Here is a 16,779-nt window from a genome sequence, read left to right as displayed (position 1 = left end):
CACCAGTCACACCCGCACCATCCTCGGGGTGGCTCGGGCGCGGCTCCCCGATCGCGGGGAGCCGCCGACCTAGCATCGCGGCGTGAGGAGCGGTGCGCGCGGCTGGATGACGATGGGCAGGGACCTGGCCATCGACCTCGGCACCGCCAACACCCTCGTCTACGAGCGCGGTCGGGGCGTCGTCCTCGACGAGCCCTCGGTCGTGGCGGTCGAGGCGGGCACCGGCCGGCTGATCGCCGCCGGCACCCGGGCCAAGGAGATGCTCGGGCGCACGCCCGGGCACGTCCGGGCCGTGCGCCCGCTGGCCGACGGCGTCATCTCGGACGCCGATGTCACCGAGCAGATGCTGCGCTACTTCGTCGACCAGGTCCGCCCGTCGCGGCTGGTCCGCCCGCGGATGGTGGTGTGCGTCCCGAGCGAGGTCACCGGGGTCGAGCGCCGGGCCCTCGAGGACGCCGCGGTGCGCTCGGGCGCTCGCCGGGTCTACGTGATCGAGGAGCCGATGGCCGCCGCGATCGGGGCCGGCCTCCCGGTCAACGAGACGTCGGCCTCGATGGTCGTCGACATCGGGGGCGGCACGACGGATGTCGCCGTGATCAGCCTGGGCGGGATCGTGACCGCCAGGTCGGTGCGCGTCGCCGGCGACGAGATCGACGAGGCGGTGATCGCGCACGTCAAGAGCGAGTACTCCCTGTTGCTGGGGGAGCGCAGCGCCGAGGACATCAAGGTGGCGGCCGGCTCCGCGTTCCCGCTCAGCGAGGAGACCAGCGCCCGGGTGCGGGGTCGCGACCTGGTGAGCGGGCTCCCGAAGACCGTGACGATCACCAGCCAGGAGGTGCGCCGCGCGATCGAGGCCCCGGTCCTGCAGATCGTCGACGTGGTGCGGGCCACCCTCGACGTGTGCCCGCCCGAGCTGGCCGGCGACATCCTCGACAACGGCGTCACGCTCACCGGCGGAGGAGCGCTCCTGCGTGGGCTGGACGAGCGGCTCCGCCACGAGCTCGGCGTGCCGGTGCGGGTCGCCGACGACCCGTTGCGGGCCGTCGTGCGCGGCTCCGGCCGGTGCGTGGAGGAGTTCTCGACACTGGAGCGGGTCCTCATCGACACCCGCCGTTTCTGACCGGCGCAGGTGACCGATGCGTGACACCTCTCGCCGCCGGCTCCTCGTGGTGCTGCTGGCCCTGACCGTGGTCCTGCTCGGGGTCGACGTCGCAGGAGGCCCGGGAGCGGGGCAGCTGCGGGCCGCCGGGGGTGCGGCGTTCGGACCGGTCGAGCGGTTCCTGTCGCCGGGGGCCGACGCCGCCGGTGCCGGCGCGTCCGAGGCCCGCGCCGGGGTGCTGCGCGACCAGCTCGTCGCGCAGTCCCGTGAGGCCCGTGAGCTGGCCGCCCTCTCCGGGGCGCCCGACCTCGCGGGGAGCACCTTCCTGCCGGCTCGCGTGGTCGGCGTCGGGCGCCAGGGGGCTGCCGGGCCCGAGCGCGTCACCCTCGACCTCGGGGCCCGCGACGGGGTGCGGACCGACCTGTCGGTGGTCGCCGCCGAGGGGCTGGTCGGCCGCGTCGTGGCGGTGTCGCCGTGGACCTGCGACGTGCTGCTCGTCGGCAGTGCCGACCTGGTCGTCGGCGTCCGCGTCGGCGCAGCGGGCACGCTCGGCTCGGTGGGCAGCGGCGCTCGCGGTCCCCAGCACCGCCCGGCCGGGCAGCTCAACCTCACCGTCGTCGAGCGCGGCACGGTCCGGACCGGCGACGCGGTGACCACCCTGGGCAGCGTCGGTGGCTCGCCCTTCCCGGCAGGTCTACGGGTCGGTTCGGTGCAGCACGTCGACGAGGCGCCCGGTGACCTCACGCCGACCGCGTCGGTGCGGCCCGCCGTCGACCTGACCACCCTCGACGTCGTCGGTGTCCTGCTCGCCGGCCCGCGCACCACGCCACGCACCCCCAGCACGGCGACGGGGTGAGGCCGTGCCGCTGCCGTCGCTGACGCTGACCTTCCGGAGCCTGGTCCTGCTGCTCGCGGCCGTCACCTCGGTCGTCCTCTCCGCGCGCACGCAGCTCGCCCTGCCCGACCTCGTCCTCCCGGTCGTCGTGGCCGGGGCGCTCTGGGTGGGGCCGTCCCGCGGAGCCATCCTCGGGCTGGTCGGCGGCTGGCTGGTCGACCTGATGCCCCCCGGTTCCGCGGTGCTCGGCACCGCAGCCCTCCTGTATGCCGCGGCCGGCCTCGTCGCCGGCGCGGGCCGCCGCGAGGGGCAGACACCGTTCGGCTGGATCGCCACCGTCGGTGCGGCTGCCGCGGTGGTGGTCACGACGGGGCGGCTGGCCGTCGCGGCCCTGACCGGTGCGCCGGTGCAGTGGCCGGTGGTGGGCGTGGAGCTCCTCCTGACCGTCGTCCTGTGCGCGGTCCTCGTCCCCGTCCTGGTGCGCTGCGAGCAGCGGTTGGCCAGGGGTCGAGGATGAGGCTCCCGGCCACCCGCGCCGACCACTCGCCGCGGGTGTGGGTACTGGCCCTGGTCGTGCTGGTGTTCATGGGCGCCCTGCTCGGGCGGCTGGGACAGGTGCAGATCGCCGGCCACGCGGACTACCGGGCAGCCGCGGCCACGGTCAACACGCGCACCGTGACCGAAGCGGCGGTGCGGGGCAGGATCCTCGACCGCACCGGCACTCCCTTGGTCGACAACACCACCGAGACCGTCGTCACGGTCGACCGGGCCGTGCTCGTCGACTCCGCCGACGGTGGCCGTGACCTCGTCGGGCGGGTGGCGAAGGTCGTGGGCGCCCCGTTCGAGCAGCTGTGGGGGCGGACCCAGCTCTGCGGCGTCGCGGGAGCCCCGCCCGCCCCGGTCTGCTGGGCCGGCTCCGCCTACGTGCCCATCCCGCTGGTCAGCGGCGTGGATCCCCGCAAGGCCCTCAGCCTCCTCGAGCGCCCGGACCGCTACCCGGGCGTCGGCGTCTCCGCCGAGCCCGTGCGGGACTACCCCGCCGAGCGGACCGTCAACGCCGCCCACCTCCTCGGGTACCTCGGGCGCTCCGACGCCGACGACGTCAGGACGTCGAGGGGCGCGATCGGCGACCTCGACCTCGTCGGCCGGGCCGGCCTGGAGCAGCAGTACGACCAGCAGCTGCGGGGCACGCCGGGCACGACCACCGTCGCGGTCGACCCCCGCGGGATCGTCACGAGCCAGCTCGCGCACGCCGACCCGGTGCCTGGGCAGGACCTCGTCACCAACCTCGACGCCCGCGTCCAGTCCGCCGCCGAGCAGGCCTTGGCCACCGCAGTCACCAACGCCCGGAAGCGGGGCGACCGGGCCGACTCGGCTGCCGCCGTGGTCCTCGACGTCACCACCGGCGCGGTGGTGGCGGCGGCGAGCTACCCGTCCTACGACCCGCAGGTGTGGACCGGTGGCCTCGGCGCCGACGAGCTCGCCCGGCTCACCGACCCGAAGGCCGGCACACCACTGGTCTCGCGGGTGACCTCGGCGGCGTTCTCACCGGCCTCGACGTTCAAGGTGGTCAGCCTGCCGGCCGCAGTCGCGGCGGGAAACTCCCTCGGCGGCACGTACAACTGCACGTCCAGCTACACGATCGGCAACCGCAGGTTCGCCAACTTCGAGTCGCGGGCCTACGGACCCATCCGGCTGCGCAAGGCCATCGAGGTCTCCTGCGACACGATCTTCTACGACTTCGCCTACCGGTCGTGGCTGGCGCAGGGCGGACTCACGGCGAAGTCCGACGCGCAGGACCCGTTCGTCGAGATGGCCGACCGGTTCGGGCTCGGCCGCAGGACCGGCATCGACCTGCCCGGCGAGCAGGCCGGCCGGATCCCCGACCGCCAGTGGAAGCAGAGCCAGTGGGCCGACACCAGGGTCGACACCTGCAGACGGGCCCGGTCCGGCTACCCGGAGGTGGCTGCCACGGACCCCAGCCGCGCGGCATACCTCAAGCAGCTGGCCGTCGAGAACTGTCAGACCGGCTTCCAGTTCCGGGCCGGTGACGCCGCCAACTTCGCGATCGGCCAGGGCGACATCACGGTGACCCCGCTCCAGATGGCCCAGGTCTACGCCGCGATCGCCAACGGCGGCACGCTCTGGAAGCCGGAGGTGGCGCGGGCCTTCGTCACGCCCGGTGGGGCGACGCGGAAGGTGGCGCCGGTGAAGGCGGGGACGGTGCGGTTCCCGCCCGGCACCCTCGCCTTCCTGCGGGGTGCGCTCGGCGGGGTCGTCACGCACGGCACGGCCCGGGGTGCCTTTGCCGGCTTCCCGCTGGCGCAGTGGCCGGTGGCGGGCAAGACGGGCACCGCCGAGGCGTTCGACAAGCAGGACACCTCGTGGTTCGTGTCCTACGCGCCGACCACCAGACCGAGGTACGCCGTCGCGGTCGTGGTCTCGCAGGGCGGGACCGGCGCCGAGGCCGCGGCCCCCGCGGCTCGCGCCATCCACGACGTCCTGCGCACCCTGCGCTAGGCACGGGCGAAGTGGGGACTCGTCGGACGAGTCAGTAGGCTGGCGCGCATGGCTGACTTCGATGTCGTAGTTCTCGGTGCTGGTCCTGGCGGTTACGTCGCGGCGATCCGCGCCTCCCAGCTGGGCCTGCGGGCCGCAGTGGTCGAGTCGAAGTACTGGGGCGGGGTCTGCCTCAACGTCGGCTGCATCCCGTCGAAGGCGTTGCTGCGCAACGCCGAGCTCAGCCACATCCTGACCCACGAGAAGGACAAGTTCGGGATCGAGGGCGACGCCACCATGTCGTTCGGCCCGACGCACGCCCGCTCGCGCGCGGTGTCCGCGGGGATCGTCAAGGGCGTCCACTTCCTGATGAAGAAGAACAAGATCACCGAGATCGACGGCTGGGGCACCCTGACCAGCCCGACCTCGATGGACGTCGCGCTGAGCTCGGGCGAGAAGCAGACGGTGACCTTCGACAAGCTGATCATCGCGACCGGAGCCACCACCCGCCTGATCCCCGGCACCTCGCTGTCCGACCGGGTCGTGACCTACGAGGAGCAGATCCTCACCGACCAGCTGCCCGGCTCGATCGTCATTGCCGGCTCGGGGGCCATCGGCGTCGAGTTCGCCTACGTGATGAAGAACTTCGGGGTCGACGTCACCATCGTGGAGTTCCTCGACCGGATGGTGCCGACCGAGGACGCCGAGGTCTCCAAGGAGCTGCTCAAGCACTACAAGAAGCTCGGCATCACCGTCCTGCTGTCCACCAAGGTCGAGTCGATCGACGACAGCGGCGAGAAGGTCAAGGTCACCGTCTCGCCGGCGGCCGGCGGCGACTCGCAGGTCATCGAGACCGACAAGGTGCTCCAGGCGATCGGCTTCGCGCCGCGCCTCGAGGGCTACGGCCTCGAGGCGCTCGGCGTGGCCACGGAGCGGGGCGCCATCGTCATCGACGACTACTGCCGCACCAACATCGACAACGTCTACGCCATCGGCGACGTGACCGGGAAGCTCATGCTGGCCCACACCGCCGAGGCCCAGGGCGTCGTCGCCGCCGAGACCATGGCGGGCGCGGAGACCATGCCGGTCGAGTACGACTTCATTCCGCGGGCGACCTACTGCCAGCCGCAGATCGCGTCGTTCGGCTACACCGAGGCCCAGGCCAAGGAGAAGGGCTTCGACGTCAAGGTCGCGAAGTTCCCGTTCTCGGCCAACGGCAAGGCGATGGGCCTCGGCGACGCCGTCGGCTTCGTCAAGGTGGTCGCCGACGCGACCCACAACGAGATCATCGGTGCCCACCTGATCGGCCCGGACGTCACCGAGCTGCTGCCCGCCTTGACGCTCGCCCAGAAGTGGGACCTCACCGCCGACGAGGTCGCCCGCAACGTCTTCGCCCACCCGACCCTGTCGGAGGCCGTCAAGGAAGCCGTCGAGGGCATCGCCGGCCACATGATCAACCTCTGACCGCACCCCACCGTCCGTCCGCGGACAGTTCGGAGGACGCGGTATGCCGCGCGTCAGCCTGCCGATCACGACCGAGCGACTCGTGCTGCGCAGCTTCCTGCCGCGGGACGTCGACGACGTGCACGCCTACCGGTCGCAGCCCGACGTGGTGCGCTACATCCCGGGGGAGCCGCGGGACCGCGAGCAGGTGTCCGACCTCGTCGCCCACTCGACGACGGCCGGCCTGGTCGACGAGAAGCGCACCCACCTCACGCTCGCGGTCGACCTCGGCGGACGGGTGATCGGCGACGTCATGCTGGCCCTCAACGGGCTCGACGGCTCCGACGGCAAGCAGGTCGAGCTGGGCTGGGTGTTCACGCCCGACGTGCAGGGGCAGGGCTACGCCACCGAGGCGGCCCGCGCGCTGGCCGAGGTCGCGTTCACGGAGATCGGGGCGCACCGGGTCTGGGCGCAGCTCGAGCCGGAGAACACCGGGTCGTCGCGGATCTGCGAGCGGCTCGGCATGCGGCGCGAGGCGTACTTCGAGCAGGGATCCTGGTTCAAGGAACGGTGGACCGACCTGGCCATCTACGCGATCCGCGCCGACGAGTGGACGTCCGGGGACAGCTCCTGACCTCCGCCACGACGACGCCGGGGACCTCGGAGCGTCGCTCCCCGCTCCCGGCGCTGACCGGACTGCGCGTGCTGGCCGCCACGTGGGTGGTGCTCTTCCACTACCGCGCCGACCTCGAGGCACTCGCACCGTGGACGCTGCCCGCCGACACCTTCATGCGGGCCGGGTACCTCGGTGTCGACCTCTTCTTCCCCTTGAGCGGCTTCATCCTCGCGTACAACTACGCCGACTCGATGCGCACCTTCTCGCGGGGGTCGGCCTCCTCCTTCGTGCGCAACCGGTTCGCCCGCGTGTGGCCGGTGCACTTCGTCGCGCTGAACATCGACCTGGCGATGGCCGTCGCGATGGGGACCCTCGGCACCGGTGAGGGAGGGCACCGTCGCACGCCCGCGGCATACGGGCAGAACGTGCTGATGGTGCACAACTGGTTCAACGACCGCCCGAGCTTCAACGGCCCGGCGTGGTCGATCGCGTCGGAATGGTTCGCCTACCTCCTCGCGCCGCTGCTGTTCGTGCTCGTCGCGCGGGTGGTGCGGGCGCGCACCTCGCTCCTGCTCGCCGTCCTCTCGTATGCCGCGATGCTCACCGTCTTCGCCGGGCTCGCCCTGCCCAACGGCAACCTCGAGCACATGTTCTACGTGCGGATCATGGGGGAGTTCGTCGCCGGGATGTTCCTGTGCCTCGCGTGGGTGCGCGGTGGCCTGGCCCTGGGTCGGCTGGCGCCGGTGCTGCCGCTCGTGGTGGTGGCGGTCGCGCTCGTGCCGGCGCTCTCGTCGGGCGACTACTGGATGGCTCCGGTGATGGGGCTCGTGGTCGCCGTCGTGGCCTCGGCCGGCGGGTGGGTCGGCGCCTGGCTGTCGACCCCACTCATGGTCGCGGCGGGGGAGGCGTCCTACTGCCTCTACATGACGCACTACCTGATGCGGCCGGTCGTGACGTGGCTGCGCGAGTGGGGTGACGACGCCTGGTGGTCGGCGGGTCTGGCCGTCGTCGCGCTCGTGCTGGCGCTGGGTGCCGCCGCGTGGCTGGTGCACGTGCTGGTCGAACGCCCGGCCAGGCACGTCCTCCACGCGCGCGCAGCCCGCCTCAGCCCCGAGCCGGAGCGCGAGCTCGCCGTGACGCGCGGCTGAGACACGTGCGGCTGAGACACGGACGGCTGAGGCACGGGCTGGGGATGTGGCCTCGTCCGCCTCGATGACGAGCGCCCCACTCGGGCGAGCACGCGCTGTCGCGGAACTACGACACTGCTCGCTGAGAGTGAGCAGTGTCGTAGTTCCACGAACGGCCTGGGTGGTGGCTCCGCCCGGCGTCCGGCCGGTCGAGGCTGTCGGTGCGGAATGCCACGCTGGCCTGTGCGAGGTGCCTGTGCGAGATGCCCGTGGGAGGTGCCCGTGGGAGGTACCCGCACCAGGCGGCAAGGGGGGACGATGGAGAAACGGGGCTTTCGGGCAGATGCCCTGCTCGCGCGCGCACGAAGGCACGCACGGATGAGCCAACGTGAGCTGGCGGTGGCGGTCGGCGTTGCGCCGTCGACGGTGGCGGCCATCGAGTCCGGAGCGCGGCATCCGAGCGTCGAGCTGCTGGACCGCCTGCTGCGGGCGAGTGGGCTCCGTCTTGCCGTTGTCGACGCCGACGGCGTCGAGCTCGCGCCATTTCCTGACGAGGCCGTCCGCGACAACGCGGGCCGGCGTTTCCCGGCGCACCTCGACGTCCTGCCACCGGATCGGGTCCCGCCGACCCGAGTGGCGTCACCGCGCTACGACCGCCCGCCCGCGAAGGGCTGGTACCGCCTTCGGGCCGACGCCCCCAGGGAGGGGGCCGTCGGACCACGAGCGGACCACCCCACGGTCGCCGAGGTCGAGCTCGCCCGCCAGAAGACCCTCTACGGGAGGTCGCCCACCTGGCCGCGGCGCGAGGCCACCCTGCGCGAGGCGTGGGGCCTCGCCCCAGGGCCCGACGACGATTAGGGGGGTGCAGCACGGCGCTGGTAGCCTTGGGACCGCCGTAGACCGGCCGCGGATTCAGAGAGCCCAGGTGAACCAGCCCTGGCGCACCGCGCAACGATCACACGAAGGAGCAGTGCCGACCCATGCCGTTGAGCGCAGACGTCAAGCAGAAGATCATGTCCGAGTACGCCACGCACGAGGGCGACACCGGCTCCCCCGAGGTCCAGGTGGCGATGCTCACGCAGCGCATCCTCGACCTCACCGAGCACAGCCGCCAGCACAAGCACGACCACCACAGCCGGCGCGGCCTGCTGCTGCTGGTCGGCCAGCGCCGCCGGCTCCTGCGCTACCTCGAGAGCGTCGACGTCGAGCGTTACCGCTCGCTGATCAAGCGCCTCGGTCTGCGCCGCTAAGCATTCGACAGGGACGGTCCTCACCACGAGGACCGTCCCTCTCGCATGAGGGTGGCACCCGTGCCGCCCGAGAGCACCACCCCGAAGAACAGCACCACCCCGAAGAAGAACCCGTGCACAACGACGATGCACAGGGTCGTATGAGAGACAGAACTCTCAACTGAAGAGAAGGAGGGCCCATGGAGGGTCCAGAGATCCAGTTCGCCGAAGCAACCATCGACAACGGTTCGTTCGGCACCCGCACGGTCCGGTTCGAGACCGGACGCCTGGCCAAGCAGGCCGGTGGCGCAGTCGCCGCCTACCTGGACGAGGACACGATGCTCCTCTCCACCACCACCGCCGGGAAGTCCCCTCGCGAGGGTTTTGACTTCTTCCCCCTGACGGTCGACGTCGAGGAGCGGATGTACGCCGCGGGCAAGATCCCCGGCTCGTTCTTCCGCCGCGAGGGTCGTCCGTCGACCGACGCGATCCTCACCTGCCGCCTGATCGACCGCCCGCTGCGCCCGACCTTCACCAAGGGTCTGCGCAACGAGGTCCAGGTCGTCATCACGGTGCTCGCGCTCAACCCCGACCACCAGTACGACGTGCTCGCCATCAACGCGGCCAGTGCCTCCACGCAGATCTCGGGTCTGCCCTTCTCCGGTCCGATCGGCGGCGTCCGCGTCTCCCTGATCGACGGCCAGTGGGTCGCGTTCCCGAACTTCTCCGACATCGAGCGCTCGACCTTCGACATGGTCGTCGCCGGCCGGGTCGCGGGTGACGACGTCGCCATCATGATGGTCGAGGCCGAGTCCACCGAGTCCACCTGGGACCTGGTCAAGAACGAGGGCAAGCAGGCCCCGACCGAAGAGGTCGTCGCCGAGGGCCTCGAGGCCGCCAAGAAGTTCATCAAGGTCCTCTGCGAGGCCCAGGCCGAGCTGGCGAGCAAGTCCGCCAAGCCGGTCCAGGAGTTCCCGATCTTCCTCGACTACGAGGACGACGCGTATGCCGCCGTCGAGGCTGCGACCGCGGACGACCTGGCGCAGGCGCTCACCATCGCCGGCAAGCAGGAGCGCGAGGAGCGCATCGACGAGCTGAAGGACTCCATGAAGGAGAAGCTCGCCGCGGAGTTCGAGGGTCGCGAGAAGGAGCTGTCCGCGGCCTACCGGTCCGTGCAGAAGAAGCTGATCCGTCAGCGCATCCTGCGCGACAAGGTCCGCATCGACGGCCGTGGCCTCGCCGACATCCGCGCCCTGGGCGCCGAGGTCGAGGTCCTGCCGCGCGTGCACGGCTCGGCCATCTTCGAGCGTGGCGAGACCCAGATCATGGGTGTCACCACGCTGAACATGCTCCGCATGGAGCAGCAGCTCGACACGTTGTCGCCGGTGACGCGCAAGCGCTACATGCACAACTACAACTTCCCGCCCTACTCCACCGGTGAGACCGGTCGGGTGGGTTCGCCGAAGCGTCGCGAGATCGGTCACGGAGCGCTCGCCGAGCGTGCGCTCATGCCGGTGCTCCCGACCCGCGAGGAGTTCCCCTACGCGATCCGTCAGGTGTCCGAGGCGCTCGGCTCCAACGGCTCGACGTCGATGGGCTCCGTCTGCGCGTCCACCCTCTCGATGCTCAACGCCGGTGTGCCGCTGCGCGCCCCGGTCGCCGGCATCGCCATGGGCCTGGTGTCCGACGAGGTCGACGGTGAGACGCAGTACGCCGCGCTGACCGACATCCTCGGCGCCGAGGACGCGTTCGGCGACATGGACTTCAAGGTCGCCGGCACCCGCGAGTTCGTCACGGCCATCCAGCTCGACACCAAGCTCGACGGCATCCCCGCGTCGGTCCTGGCCGGCGCGCTGACCCAGGCCCGCGACGCGCGCCTGCACATCCTCGACGTCATGAACGAGGCCATCGACGCACCCGACGAGATGAGCCCCTTCGCTCCTCGCGTCATCTCGGTGCAGGTCCCGATCGACAAGATCGGCGAGGTCATCGGGCCGAAGGGCAAGATGATCAACCAGATCCAGGACGAGACCGGCGCCCAGATCTCGATCGAGGACGACGGCACGATCTACATCGGTGCGACCGACGGCCCCTCGGCCGAGGCCGCCCGCGCGCAGATCAACGCCATCGCGAACCCGCAGATGCCGGAGATCGGCGAGCGCTTCCTGGGCACCGTGGTGAAGACCACGACGTTCGGTGCGTTCATCTCCCTCCTGCCGGGCAAGGACGGCCTGCTGCACATCTCCGAGGTGCGCAAGCTCGTCGGTGGCAAGCGGATCGAGGCCGTCGAGGACGTCCTGGCTGTCGGCCAGAAGGTCCAGGTCGAGCTCAAGGAGATCGACCCGCGCGGCAAGCTCTCGCTGGCGGCCGTCCTGGCCGAGGGTGAGGGTGGCGACGCCGAGGCCGGCGACTCCGACGAGGCCCCGGCCTCCGAGGCCAGCACCGACGAGGCACCCCGCGAGGACCGCGGCGAGCGTCGTGAAGGTGGTCGCAGCCGCAACCGCCGTCGTGGCGGCCGTGGCGACGACCGTGGCGACGACCGTGGCGGCGACGCCCCGGAGGGCGCGGCCGCGGCCACGTCCGAGGACGCCGCAGGCTGATCGACTGAAACACGCCTGACGAGCGGGCCGGTCCACCATTCGGTGGGCCGGCCCGCTCGCTGTTGTGCCGGTCAGGTCGCTGTCGTGCCGGTCAGGTCGTGGTGGTGGCTCGGACGCAGCAGTGGCCCGGGGTCGGGTCGAGCCGAGGGCGCACCTCGGGGCAGCCCAGCCCGTCGACCGCGCCCTCGACCAGGGCGAGGTTCAGCGAGCACACGAGGTCGGTGTGCTCCCTGGCGAGTCGGTCGAAGGGGCAGTTGTCCAGGGCCAGCTCGGTGCCGTCCGGACTGAGGCGCGGCTCGTAGCCGTACCGCTCCAACAGCTGTGCCACCCTGGCCAGCGGGCGACGAGCCGGTGGCGCCGGGGGCTGCGCCGCGAGCTCCCGCCCGGTCGTGGCGGCGGCCGTCGCGACCGCGTCCGGGAGCGACCCGCCCGTGGCCGTCGCCGCGTCGAAGGCCTCGGCGAGGATGGCCCCGGCCAGGTCGTAGCGTCGCGGCGGCAGGGAGACATCGAGGGTGCGACCCGAGCGGCGGTAGAGCTTGGTCGGCCGGCCGGCGCCCGGGCCGGACCGGCCGGAGAGCCGCTTGAACTCGACGTCCAGGAGGCCCTCCTCCACCAGCCGGTCGAGGTGGAACTTCGCCGAGTGGACCGGCAGCCCCACCGCCTGCGCGGCGTGTTCGCGACTGACCGGGGAGTCGGCCGCGGCGACGTGGTCGTAGAGCGCCCGTCGCGACGGCTCGGCGAGCGCACCGAGGACGGTCAGGTCGTCACTGGTGGTCATGGGCCTCTCCCTGAGTTCCTTCTAAAAGACATATTCATTGACTAATTCGGTCGCGCGATCGTAAAGTCAAAATATCACTCCGATAGAAGAAGCTGGGAGCAACTCATGGACACGACCCGGTCAACCACCGCAGCACCAGCCCCCGAGGCTGTCGCGGCTCCAGCGGGAGCCAGGCAGGCGTTCCTCCTCCTGCGGACCGCCTTCACCGTCGCGCCGATCCTCTTCGGCCTCGACAAGTTCACCAACCTGATGACCGACTGGCCCGGCTACCTCGCGCCGTGGATCGACGACCTGGTGCCGGGGACGGCGCAACAGGCGATGTACGCGGTCGGCGTGACCGAGGTCGTGGCCGGGCTCCTCGTCGCCCTCGCACCGCGACTCGGGGGCCTCGTCGTCGCGGCCTGGCTGGCCGGCATCATCGTGGATCTCCTGACGCTGGGCGACTACTACGACGTCGCCCTCCGTGACGTGGGACTGCTCGCGGGCGCGGTGGCGCTGTCCCGGCTGGCGCCACCGGTGCACCTGCGCAGAGGATGAGGGTATGGCTGACCAGCGCAGGTTCGTGATCGTCGGTGGCGGGCTCGCCGGGGCAAAGGGCGCGGAGGCGTTGCGGGAGCGCGGCTTCCAGGGGTCCATCGTGGTCTTCGGGACCGAGGAGCACCTGCCCTACGAGCGCCCGCCACTGTCCAAGGGCTACCTCAAGACCGGCGAGGGCCTCGACGAGGCCTACGTCCACACCCGTCAGTGGTATGCCGCGCACGACGTGGAGGTGCGCACCGGCACCACCGTCACGGCGATCGACCGCGACGCCGGGGAGGTCGTCACCGCGGACGGTGAGCGCACGGCATACGACCGGCTCCTGCTGGCCACCGGCAGCTCGCCGCGCACGCTCACCCTGCCCGGCCACGACCTCGGTGGGGTGCTGTCGCTGCGGACCATCGAGGACAGCGACCGGATCCGCGCGCTGATGCAGCCCGGCGCGCGGTTGGTGTTCATCGGGGGCGGCTGGATCGGCCTCGAGGTGGCGTCGGCCGCGCGCGAGGCGGGCGCGGACGTCGTGGTGCTCGAAAGCCTGGAGCTGCCGCTGGTGCGGGTGCTCGGGTCACGGGTCGCCCAGGTCTTCGCCGACCTGCACCGCGAGCACGGGGTTGACCTGCGCACCTCGGTCACCGTCGAGGCGATCGAGGGCTCGGACGGCGCTGCGAGCGGGGTCCGGCTCGCCGACGGCTCCGTCGTGCCCGCGGACGCCGTGGTGGTCGGCATCGGCGCGGCCCCCAACGTGGCGCTCGCCGAGGCGGCCGGCCTCGCGGTCGACAACGGGGTGAGCGCCGACGCGGTCGGTCGCACCAGCGACCCCGACATCTTCGTCGCAGGTGACCTCGCCAACGTCGAGCACCCGTTCCTCGGCCACCGCGTGCGGGTGGAGCACTGGGCCAACGCGCTCAACCAGCCCGACGTCGTGGCTGCCGCGATGCTCGACCAGGACGGCCCCGAGCCCGAACTGCCCTACTTCTTCACCGACCAGTACGACCTCGGCATGGAGTACCACGGGCTGGGGGGCCCCGACGACGACGTGGTGGTCCGGGGGAGCCTGGCCGACCGGGAGTTCGTCGCGTTCTGGCTGCGCGAGGGCCGCGTGGTGGCCGGCATGAACGTCAACGTGTGGGACGTCGGCGACGGCATCAAGGCGCTGATCCGCTCGCGCACGGTCGTGGACCGCGACCAGCTGGCCGACCCGGAGGTCGAGCTCGAGGCGATCGCTCGCTGACCGCGCCCTGACCTCTCGCAGAATCTGACCCGAACTTTACCTTCCTGACCCATTCCAGACATTCCGCATTCCCCGTCCTCGTGATGTGATGCTCGACGGCCCGGACCACCGTCCTGGGGCTGCCGATCCTGAGTTCGCTGTTGGAGGACTGCTGTGCGCGTACCCCGCAAGCACGTGATGGGAGCGGTGGGCGCGATCGCCCTCACTGCTGGAGTTGTCGGTGTGGCTCCGACGAGTGCGCTGGGCGCGCCGTCGCCGGGAGCAGCCGTGGTGATCAACGAGGTGTACGGCGGCGGCGGCAACTCCGGCGCCACGTTCAACCGCGACTTCATCGAGCTGGTGAACAAGACCACCGCGGCCGTCGACCTGTCGACCTGGTCGGTGCAGTACGCGTCGGCGGCCGGAACCAGCTGGTCGACCAAGACCAACCTGACCGGCGTCACGATCCCGGCCGGCGGTCGGGTCGTCGTCGGTGGCGCCAGCGGGGCCAACGGCGCCCCCATCACAGCCGACGTCGACGGCGGCATCAACCTCAGCGGCAGCGCCGGCAAGGTCGCGCTGGTCGACACCCAGACCGCCTTGCCCGGCACCACGTGCACCGACGCCTGTTCCGACCTGCCCCAGGTCGTCGACTTCGTCGGCTACGGCACGGCCAACGACTGGGCCGGCGCGGGCGCCGCCCCGGGCACGGCCAACGCGACCTCGGTGTCGCGCAACAGCACCAGCACCAACACGGCGAACAACGCGACCGACTTCACGGTCGGGACGCCGACGCCGGGTGCAGGCACCCCGCCGCCTCCCGGCACCCCGGTCCCCAAGACCATCGCCGAGGTCCAGGGCACTGGCTCCACCTCGCCGCTGGTCGGCCAGAACGTCATCGTCAAGGGTGTCGTCACGGCCGCCTACCCGACCGGCGGTTTCCACGGCTTCTACCTGCAGACGCAGGGCACCGGCCCCGAGCCGAGCGCGTCCGGTGCCTCGGACGGCGTCTTCGTGTTCCAGTCCGGGAGCTCCACCCCGCTCGACGCTGACGCCGTCGTCGGCAACTACGTCGAGGTCACCGGCAAGGTCAGCGAGTTCAGCGGGCTCACCGAGGTGACCGCTGCCGGTGCGGACATCGTCGACGCGGGCGAGGACTTCAGCCCCGTGCAGGCACTCACGGTGCCGTGGCCCATCACCGATGCCGGTCGTGAGTCGCTCGAGGGGATGCTGTTCCAGCCGACCGGCGACTACACCGTCACCAACACCTTCGGCACCAACCAGTTCGGCGAGGTGGGCCTGGCCGTGGGTGACCACCCGCTGCTCCAGAACACCGAGGTCGGCGCCCCGGGCAGCCCGGAGGCCGCGGCAGTCGTGACCGACAACGCCAAGCGTGCGGTCACCCTGGACGACGGCGCGTCGAGCAACTTCACGGCGAGCAGCTTCGCCACCTCGACGTGTGGCACCCGGCCGATCCCGTGCCTGCTCAACGCTGACCTCACCCCGGCCTATGTGTCCAACACCAAGCCGGTCCGGGTCGGCGAGGCGGCGAGCTTCAGTGCCCCCGTCGTCGTCGACTACCGCTTCAGCCTGTGGCGCTTCCAGCCCACGGCCCAGGTCGTCGGTCCCGACAACGCCACGTCGCCGGTGAGCTTCGAGAACACCCGCACCGCGGCACCGGACACCGCAGACATCAACCAGCTCGGCACGGCCGACCTGAAGGTCGCCTCGTTCAACGTCCTCAACTACTTCACCGACCTGGGTGACCAGGACCCCACCTGCCTGGCCTACTACGACCGCGACGACGACGGCGTCACGGTACGCGACGGCTGCGACCGCCGTGGTGCCTGGGATGCCGGTGACCTGGCTCGCCAGACCGAGAAGGAGGTGTCGGCGATCACCGCGCTGGACGCCGACGTCGTCGGGCTGATGGAGATCGAGAACTCGGCCAAGTTCGGCCACCCGCGTGACACTGCGCTCGCCGCCCTCGTGGCAGCCCTCAACGCCAAGGTGGGGGCCGGCACCTGGGCGTTCGTCCCGTCGTCGACGGACCTGCCGTCGGCCGACGACCAGGACTTCATCACCAGCGCGATCATCTACCAGCCGGCCAAGGTCATGCGGGTCGACCGGTCGCGCGCCCTGGGTGACCAGAGTGGGCCGACGCAGGCGTTCGGGAACGCCCGTGAGCCGATCGCCCAGACCTTCAAGAAGAAGACCGGCAAGGCCGACAAGTTCCTCTTCGTCGTCAACCACTTCAAGTCCAAGGGCTCGGCCGGTCCGTTCCCGGGCGACGAGGACACCGGGGACGGCCAGGGCGCCTCGGTGACCAGCCGCATCCTGCAGGCCCAGGCCCTGCGCGACTGGGTGCCCGGGGTCGCGGCGGAGTACGGCGCCAAGGCCGTCGTGATGGCCGGCGACTACAACTCCTACACGATGGAGGACCCGCTCGACGTGCTGTACCGGGCCGGCTACACCGATGTCGGGAGCACGTTCGACCCGTCCAGCTACTCGTACTCCTTCAGTGGCCTGTCCGGCTCGCTGGACCACATCCTCGTCAACGACCACGCCCTGCGGATGTCGACGGGGGCCGACCACTGGAACATCAACTCCGGTGAGTCGGTGGCGCTGGAGTACAGCCGGTACAACTACCACTCGACCGACTTCCACCAGTCCGGCCCCTACCGCTCGTCCGACCACGACCCCGTGGTCCTCGGTCTCAAGGCCTTCGTGCAGTAGGCCACGTAGTGGGGATCACCCAGCGGTTCAGCGGGTCCGGTGCCACCATCACCGGGCCCGCTGCCGTCGG

The 16,779-nt window shown here is 71.3% G+C and carries 14 protein-coding genes; 13 read left to right on the top strand and 1 reads right to left on the bottom strand.

The features are described 5' to 3' along the window. Window positions 1-106 precede the first annotated feature (106 nt). The 10 genes from ASG91_RS15775 (at window position 107) to ASG91_RS15730 (ending at window position 11,448) form a co-directional block, all read left to right on the top strand. Window positions 107-1,120 (top strand): rod shape-determining protein, encoded by a 1,014-nt coding sequence (locus ASG91_RS15775; RefSeq protein WP_056923580.1) that lies wholly within the window; start codon window positions 107-109, stop codon window positions 1,118-1,120. 16 nt (window positions 1,121-1,136) lie between these two features. Further along, complete coding sequence (gene mreC, locus ASG91_RS15770; protein WP_056923579.1) at window positions 1,137-1,955, top strand: rod shape-determining protein MreC; 819 nt, start codon at window positions 1,137-1,139, stop codon at window positions 1,953-1,955. Between the two features lie 4 nt (window positions 1,956-1,959). Continuing rightward, complete coding sequence (locus ASG91_RS20755) at window positions 1,960-2,451, top strand: hypothetical protein (protein WP_056923578.1); 492 nt, start codon at window positions 1,960-1,962, stop codon at window positions 2,449-2,451. Beyond that, window positions 2,448-4,454, top strand: a complete 2,007-nt coding sequence (gene mrdA / locus ASG91_RS15760) for a penicillin-binding protein 2 (protein ID WP_082594230.1) — start codon at window positions 2,448-2,450, stop codon at window positions 4,452-4,454. The genes ASG91_RS20755 and mrdA overlap by 4 nt, the downstream gene beginning before the upstream one ends. Before the next feature lie 48 nt (window positions 4,455-4,502). Continuing rightward, on the top strand, window positions 4,503-5,897 hold the full coding sequence (lpdA, locus tag ASG91_RS15755) for a dihydrolipoyl dehydrogenase (protein ID WP_056923577.1): 1,395 nt from the start codon (window positions 4,503-4,505) through the stop codon (window positions 5,895-5,897). 43 nt (window positions 5,898-5,940) lie between these two features. Further along, entirely contained in the window at window positions 5,941-6,510 is a 570-nt protein-coding gene (locus ASG91_RS15750; RefSeq protein WP_056923576.1) for a GNAT family N-acetyltransferase, read from the top strand. After that, window positions 6,486-7,640 carry an acyltransferase gene (locus ASG91_RS15745; protein ID WP_056923575.1) on the top strand — a complete coding sequence of 385 codons (1,155 nt, stop codon included), beginning with the start codon at window positions 6,486-6,488 and terminating at the stop codon, window positions 7,638-7,640. Before ASG91_RS15750 ends, ASG91_RS15745 begins: the two co-directional genes overlap by 25 nt. Window positions 7,641-7,847: 207 nt before the next feature. After that, window positions 7,848-8,477, top strand: coding sequence for a helix-turn-helix transcriptional regulator (locus ASG91_RS20750; protein ID WP_371262057.1), 630 nt, complete (start codon window positions 7,848-7,850; stop codon window positions 8,475-8,477). 122 nt (window positions 8,478-8,599) lie between these two features. Next, entirely contained in the window at window positions 8,600-8,869 is a 270-nt protein-coding gene (rpsO, locus tag ASG91_RS15735) for a 30S ribosomal protein S15 (RefSeq protein ID WP_056923573.1), read from the top strand. Window positions 8,870-9,048: 179 nt separating this feature from the next. Further along, complete coding sequence (locus tag ASG91_RS15730) at window positions 9,049-11,448, top strand: polyribonucleotide nucleotidyltransferase (protein WP_056923572.1); 2,400 nt, start codon at window positions 9,049-9,051, stop codon at window positions 11,446-11,448. A 91-nt stretch (window positions 11,449-11,539) separates the two neighbouring features. On the opposite strand, the gene ASG91_RS15725 is transcribed toward ASG91_RS15730, so the two are convergent. Beyond that, a complete protein-coding gene (locus ASG91_RS15725; RefSeq protein WP_056923571.1) occupies window positions 11,540-12,226 on the bottom strand; it encodes a metalloregulator ArsR/SmtB family transcription factor in 687 nt (228 codons plus the stop codon). Window positions 12,227-12,331: 105 nt separating this feature from the next. On the opposite strand from ASG91_RS15725, the gene ASG91_RS15720 reads away from it, so the two are divergent. The 3 genes from ASG91_RS15720 to ASG91_RS15710 all read left to right on the top strand — a co-directional run bounded on the left by ASG91_RS15720 (window position 12,332) and on the right by ASG91_RS15710 (window position 16,709). Then, on the top strand, window positions 12,332-12,763 hold the full coding sequence (locus tag ASG91_RS15720) for a DoxX family membrane protein (protein ID WP_056923570.1): 432 nt from the start codon (window positions 12,332-12,334) through the stop codon (window positions 12,761-12,763). Between the two features lie 4 nt (window positions 12,764-12,767). Next, a complete protein-coding gene (locus tag ASG91_RS15715; RefSeq protein ID WP_056923569.1) occupies window positions 12,768-13,994 on the top strand; it encodes an NAD(P)/FAD-dependent oxidoreductase in 1,227 nt (408 codons plus the stop codon). Window positions 13,995-14,216: 222 nt separating this feature from the next. Continuing rightward, a complete protein-coding gene (locus tag ASG91_RS15710) occupies window positions 14,217-16,709 on the top strand; it encodes an ExeM/NucH family extracellular endonuclease (RefSeq protein ID WP_235545691.1) in 2,493 nt (830 codons plus the stop codon). The last annotated feature ends 70 nt before the right edge of the window (window positions 16,710-16,779 follow it).

The sequence above is a fragment of the Phycicoccus sp. Soil802 genome (genome assembly GCF_001429605.1).
Lineage (GTDB): Bacteria > Actinomycetota > Actinomycetes > Actinomycetales > Dermatophilaceae > Pedococcus.
Note: the sequence above shows the minus strand (reverse complement) of the source record. Positions and strands in the feature narration are given on the sequence as shown.

Bases quoted from the DNA above. Each gene is read 5' to 3' on its own strand.
- ASG91_RS15750 (WP_056923576.1), top strand. From the start codon at position 5,941: ATGCCGCGCGTCAGCCTGCCGATCACGACCGAGCGACTCGTGCTGCGC.
- mrdA (WP_082594230.1), top strand. From the start codon at position 2,448: ATGAGGCTCCCGGCCACCCGCGCCGACCACTCGCCGCGGGTGTGGGTA.
- lpdA (WP_056923577.1), top strand. From the start codon at position 4,503: ATGGCTGACTTCGATGTCGTAGTTCTCGGTGCTGGTCCTGGCGGTTAC.
- ASG91_RS15775 (WP_056923580.1), top strand. From the start codon at position 107: ATGACGATGGGCAGGGACCTGGCCATCGACCTCGGCACCGCCAACACC.
- ASG91_RS15730 (WP_056923572.1), top strand. From the start codon at position 9,049: ATGGAGGGTCCAGAGATCCAGTTCGCCGAAGCAACCATCGACAACGGT.
- ASG91_RS15715 (WP_056923569.1), top strand. From the start codon at position 12,768: ATGGCTGACCAGCGCAGGTTCGTGATCGTCGGTGGCGGGCTCGCCGGG.
- ASG91_RS15720 (WP_056923570.1), top strand. From the start codon at position 12,332: ATGGACACGACCCGGTCAACCACCGCAGCACCAGCCCCCGAGGCTGTC.
- rpsO (WP_056923573.1), top strand. From the start codon at position 8,600: ATGCCGTTGAGCGCAGACGTCAAGCAGAAGATCATGTCCGAGTACGCC.
- mreC (WP_056923579.1), top strand. From the start codon at position 1,137: ATGCGTGACACCTCTCGCCGCCGGCTCCTCGTGGTGCTGCTGGCCCTG.
- ASG91_RS15725 (WP_056923571.1), bottom strand. From the start codon at position 12,226: ATGACCACCAGTGACGACCTGACCGTCCTCGGTGCGCTCGCCGAGCCG.
- ASG91_RS20750 (WP_371262057.1), top strand. From the start codon at position 7,848: ATGCCACGCTGGCCTGTGCGAGGTGCCTGTGCGAGATGCCCGTGGGAG.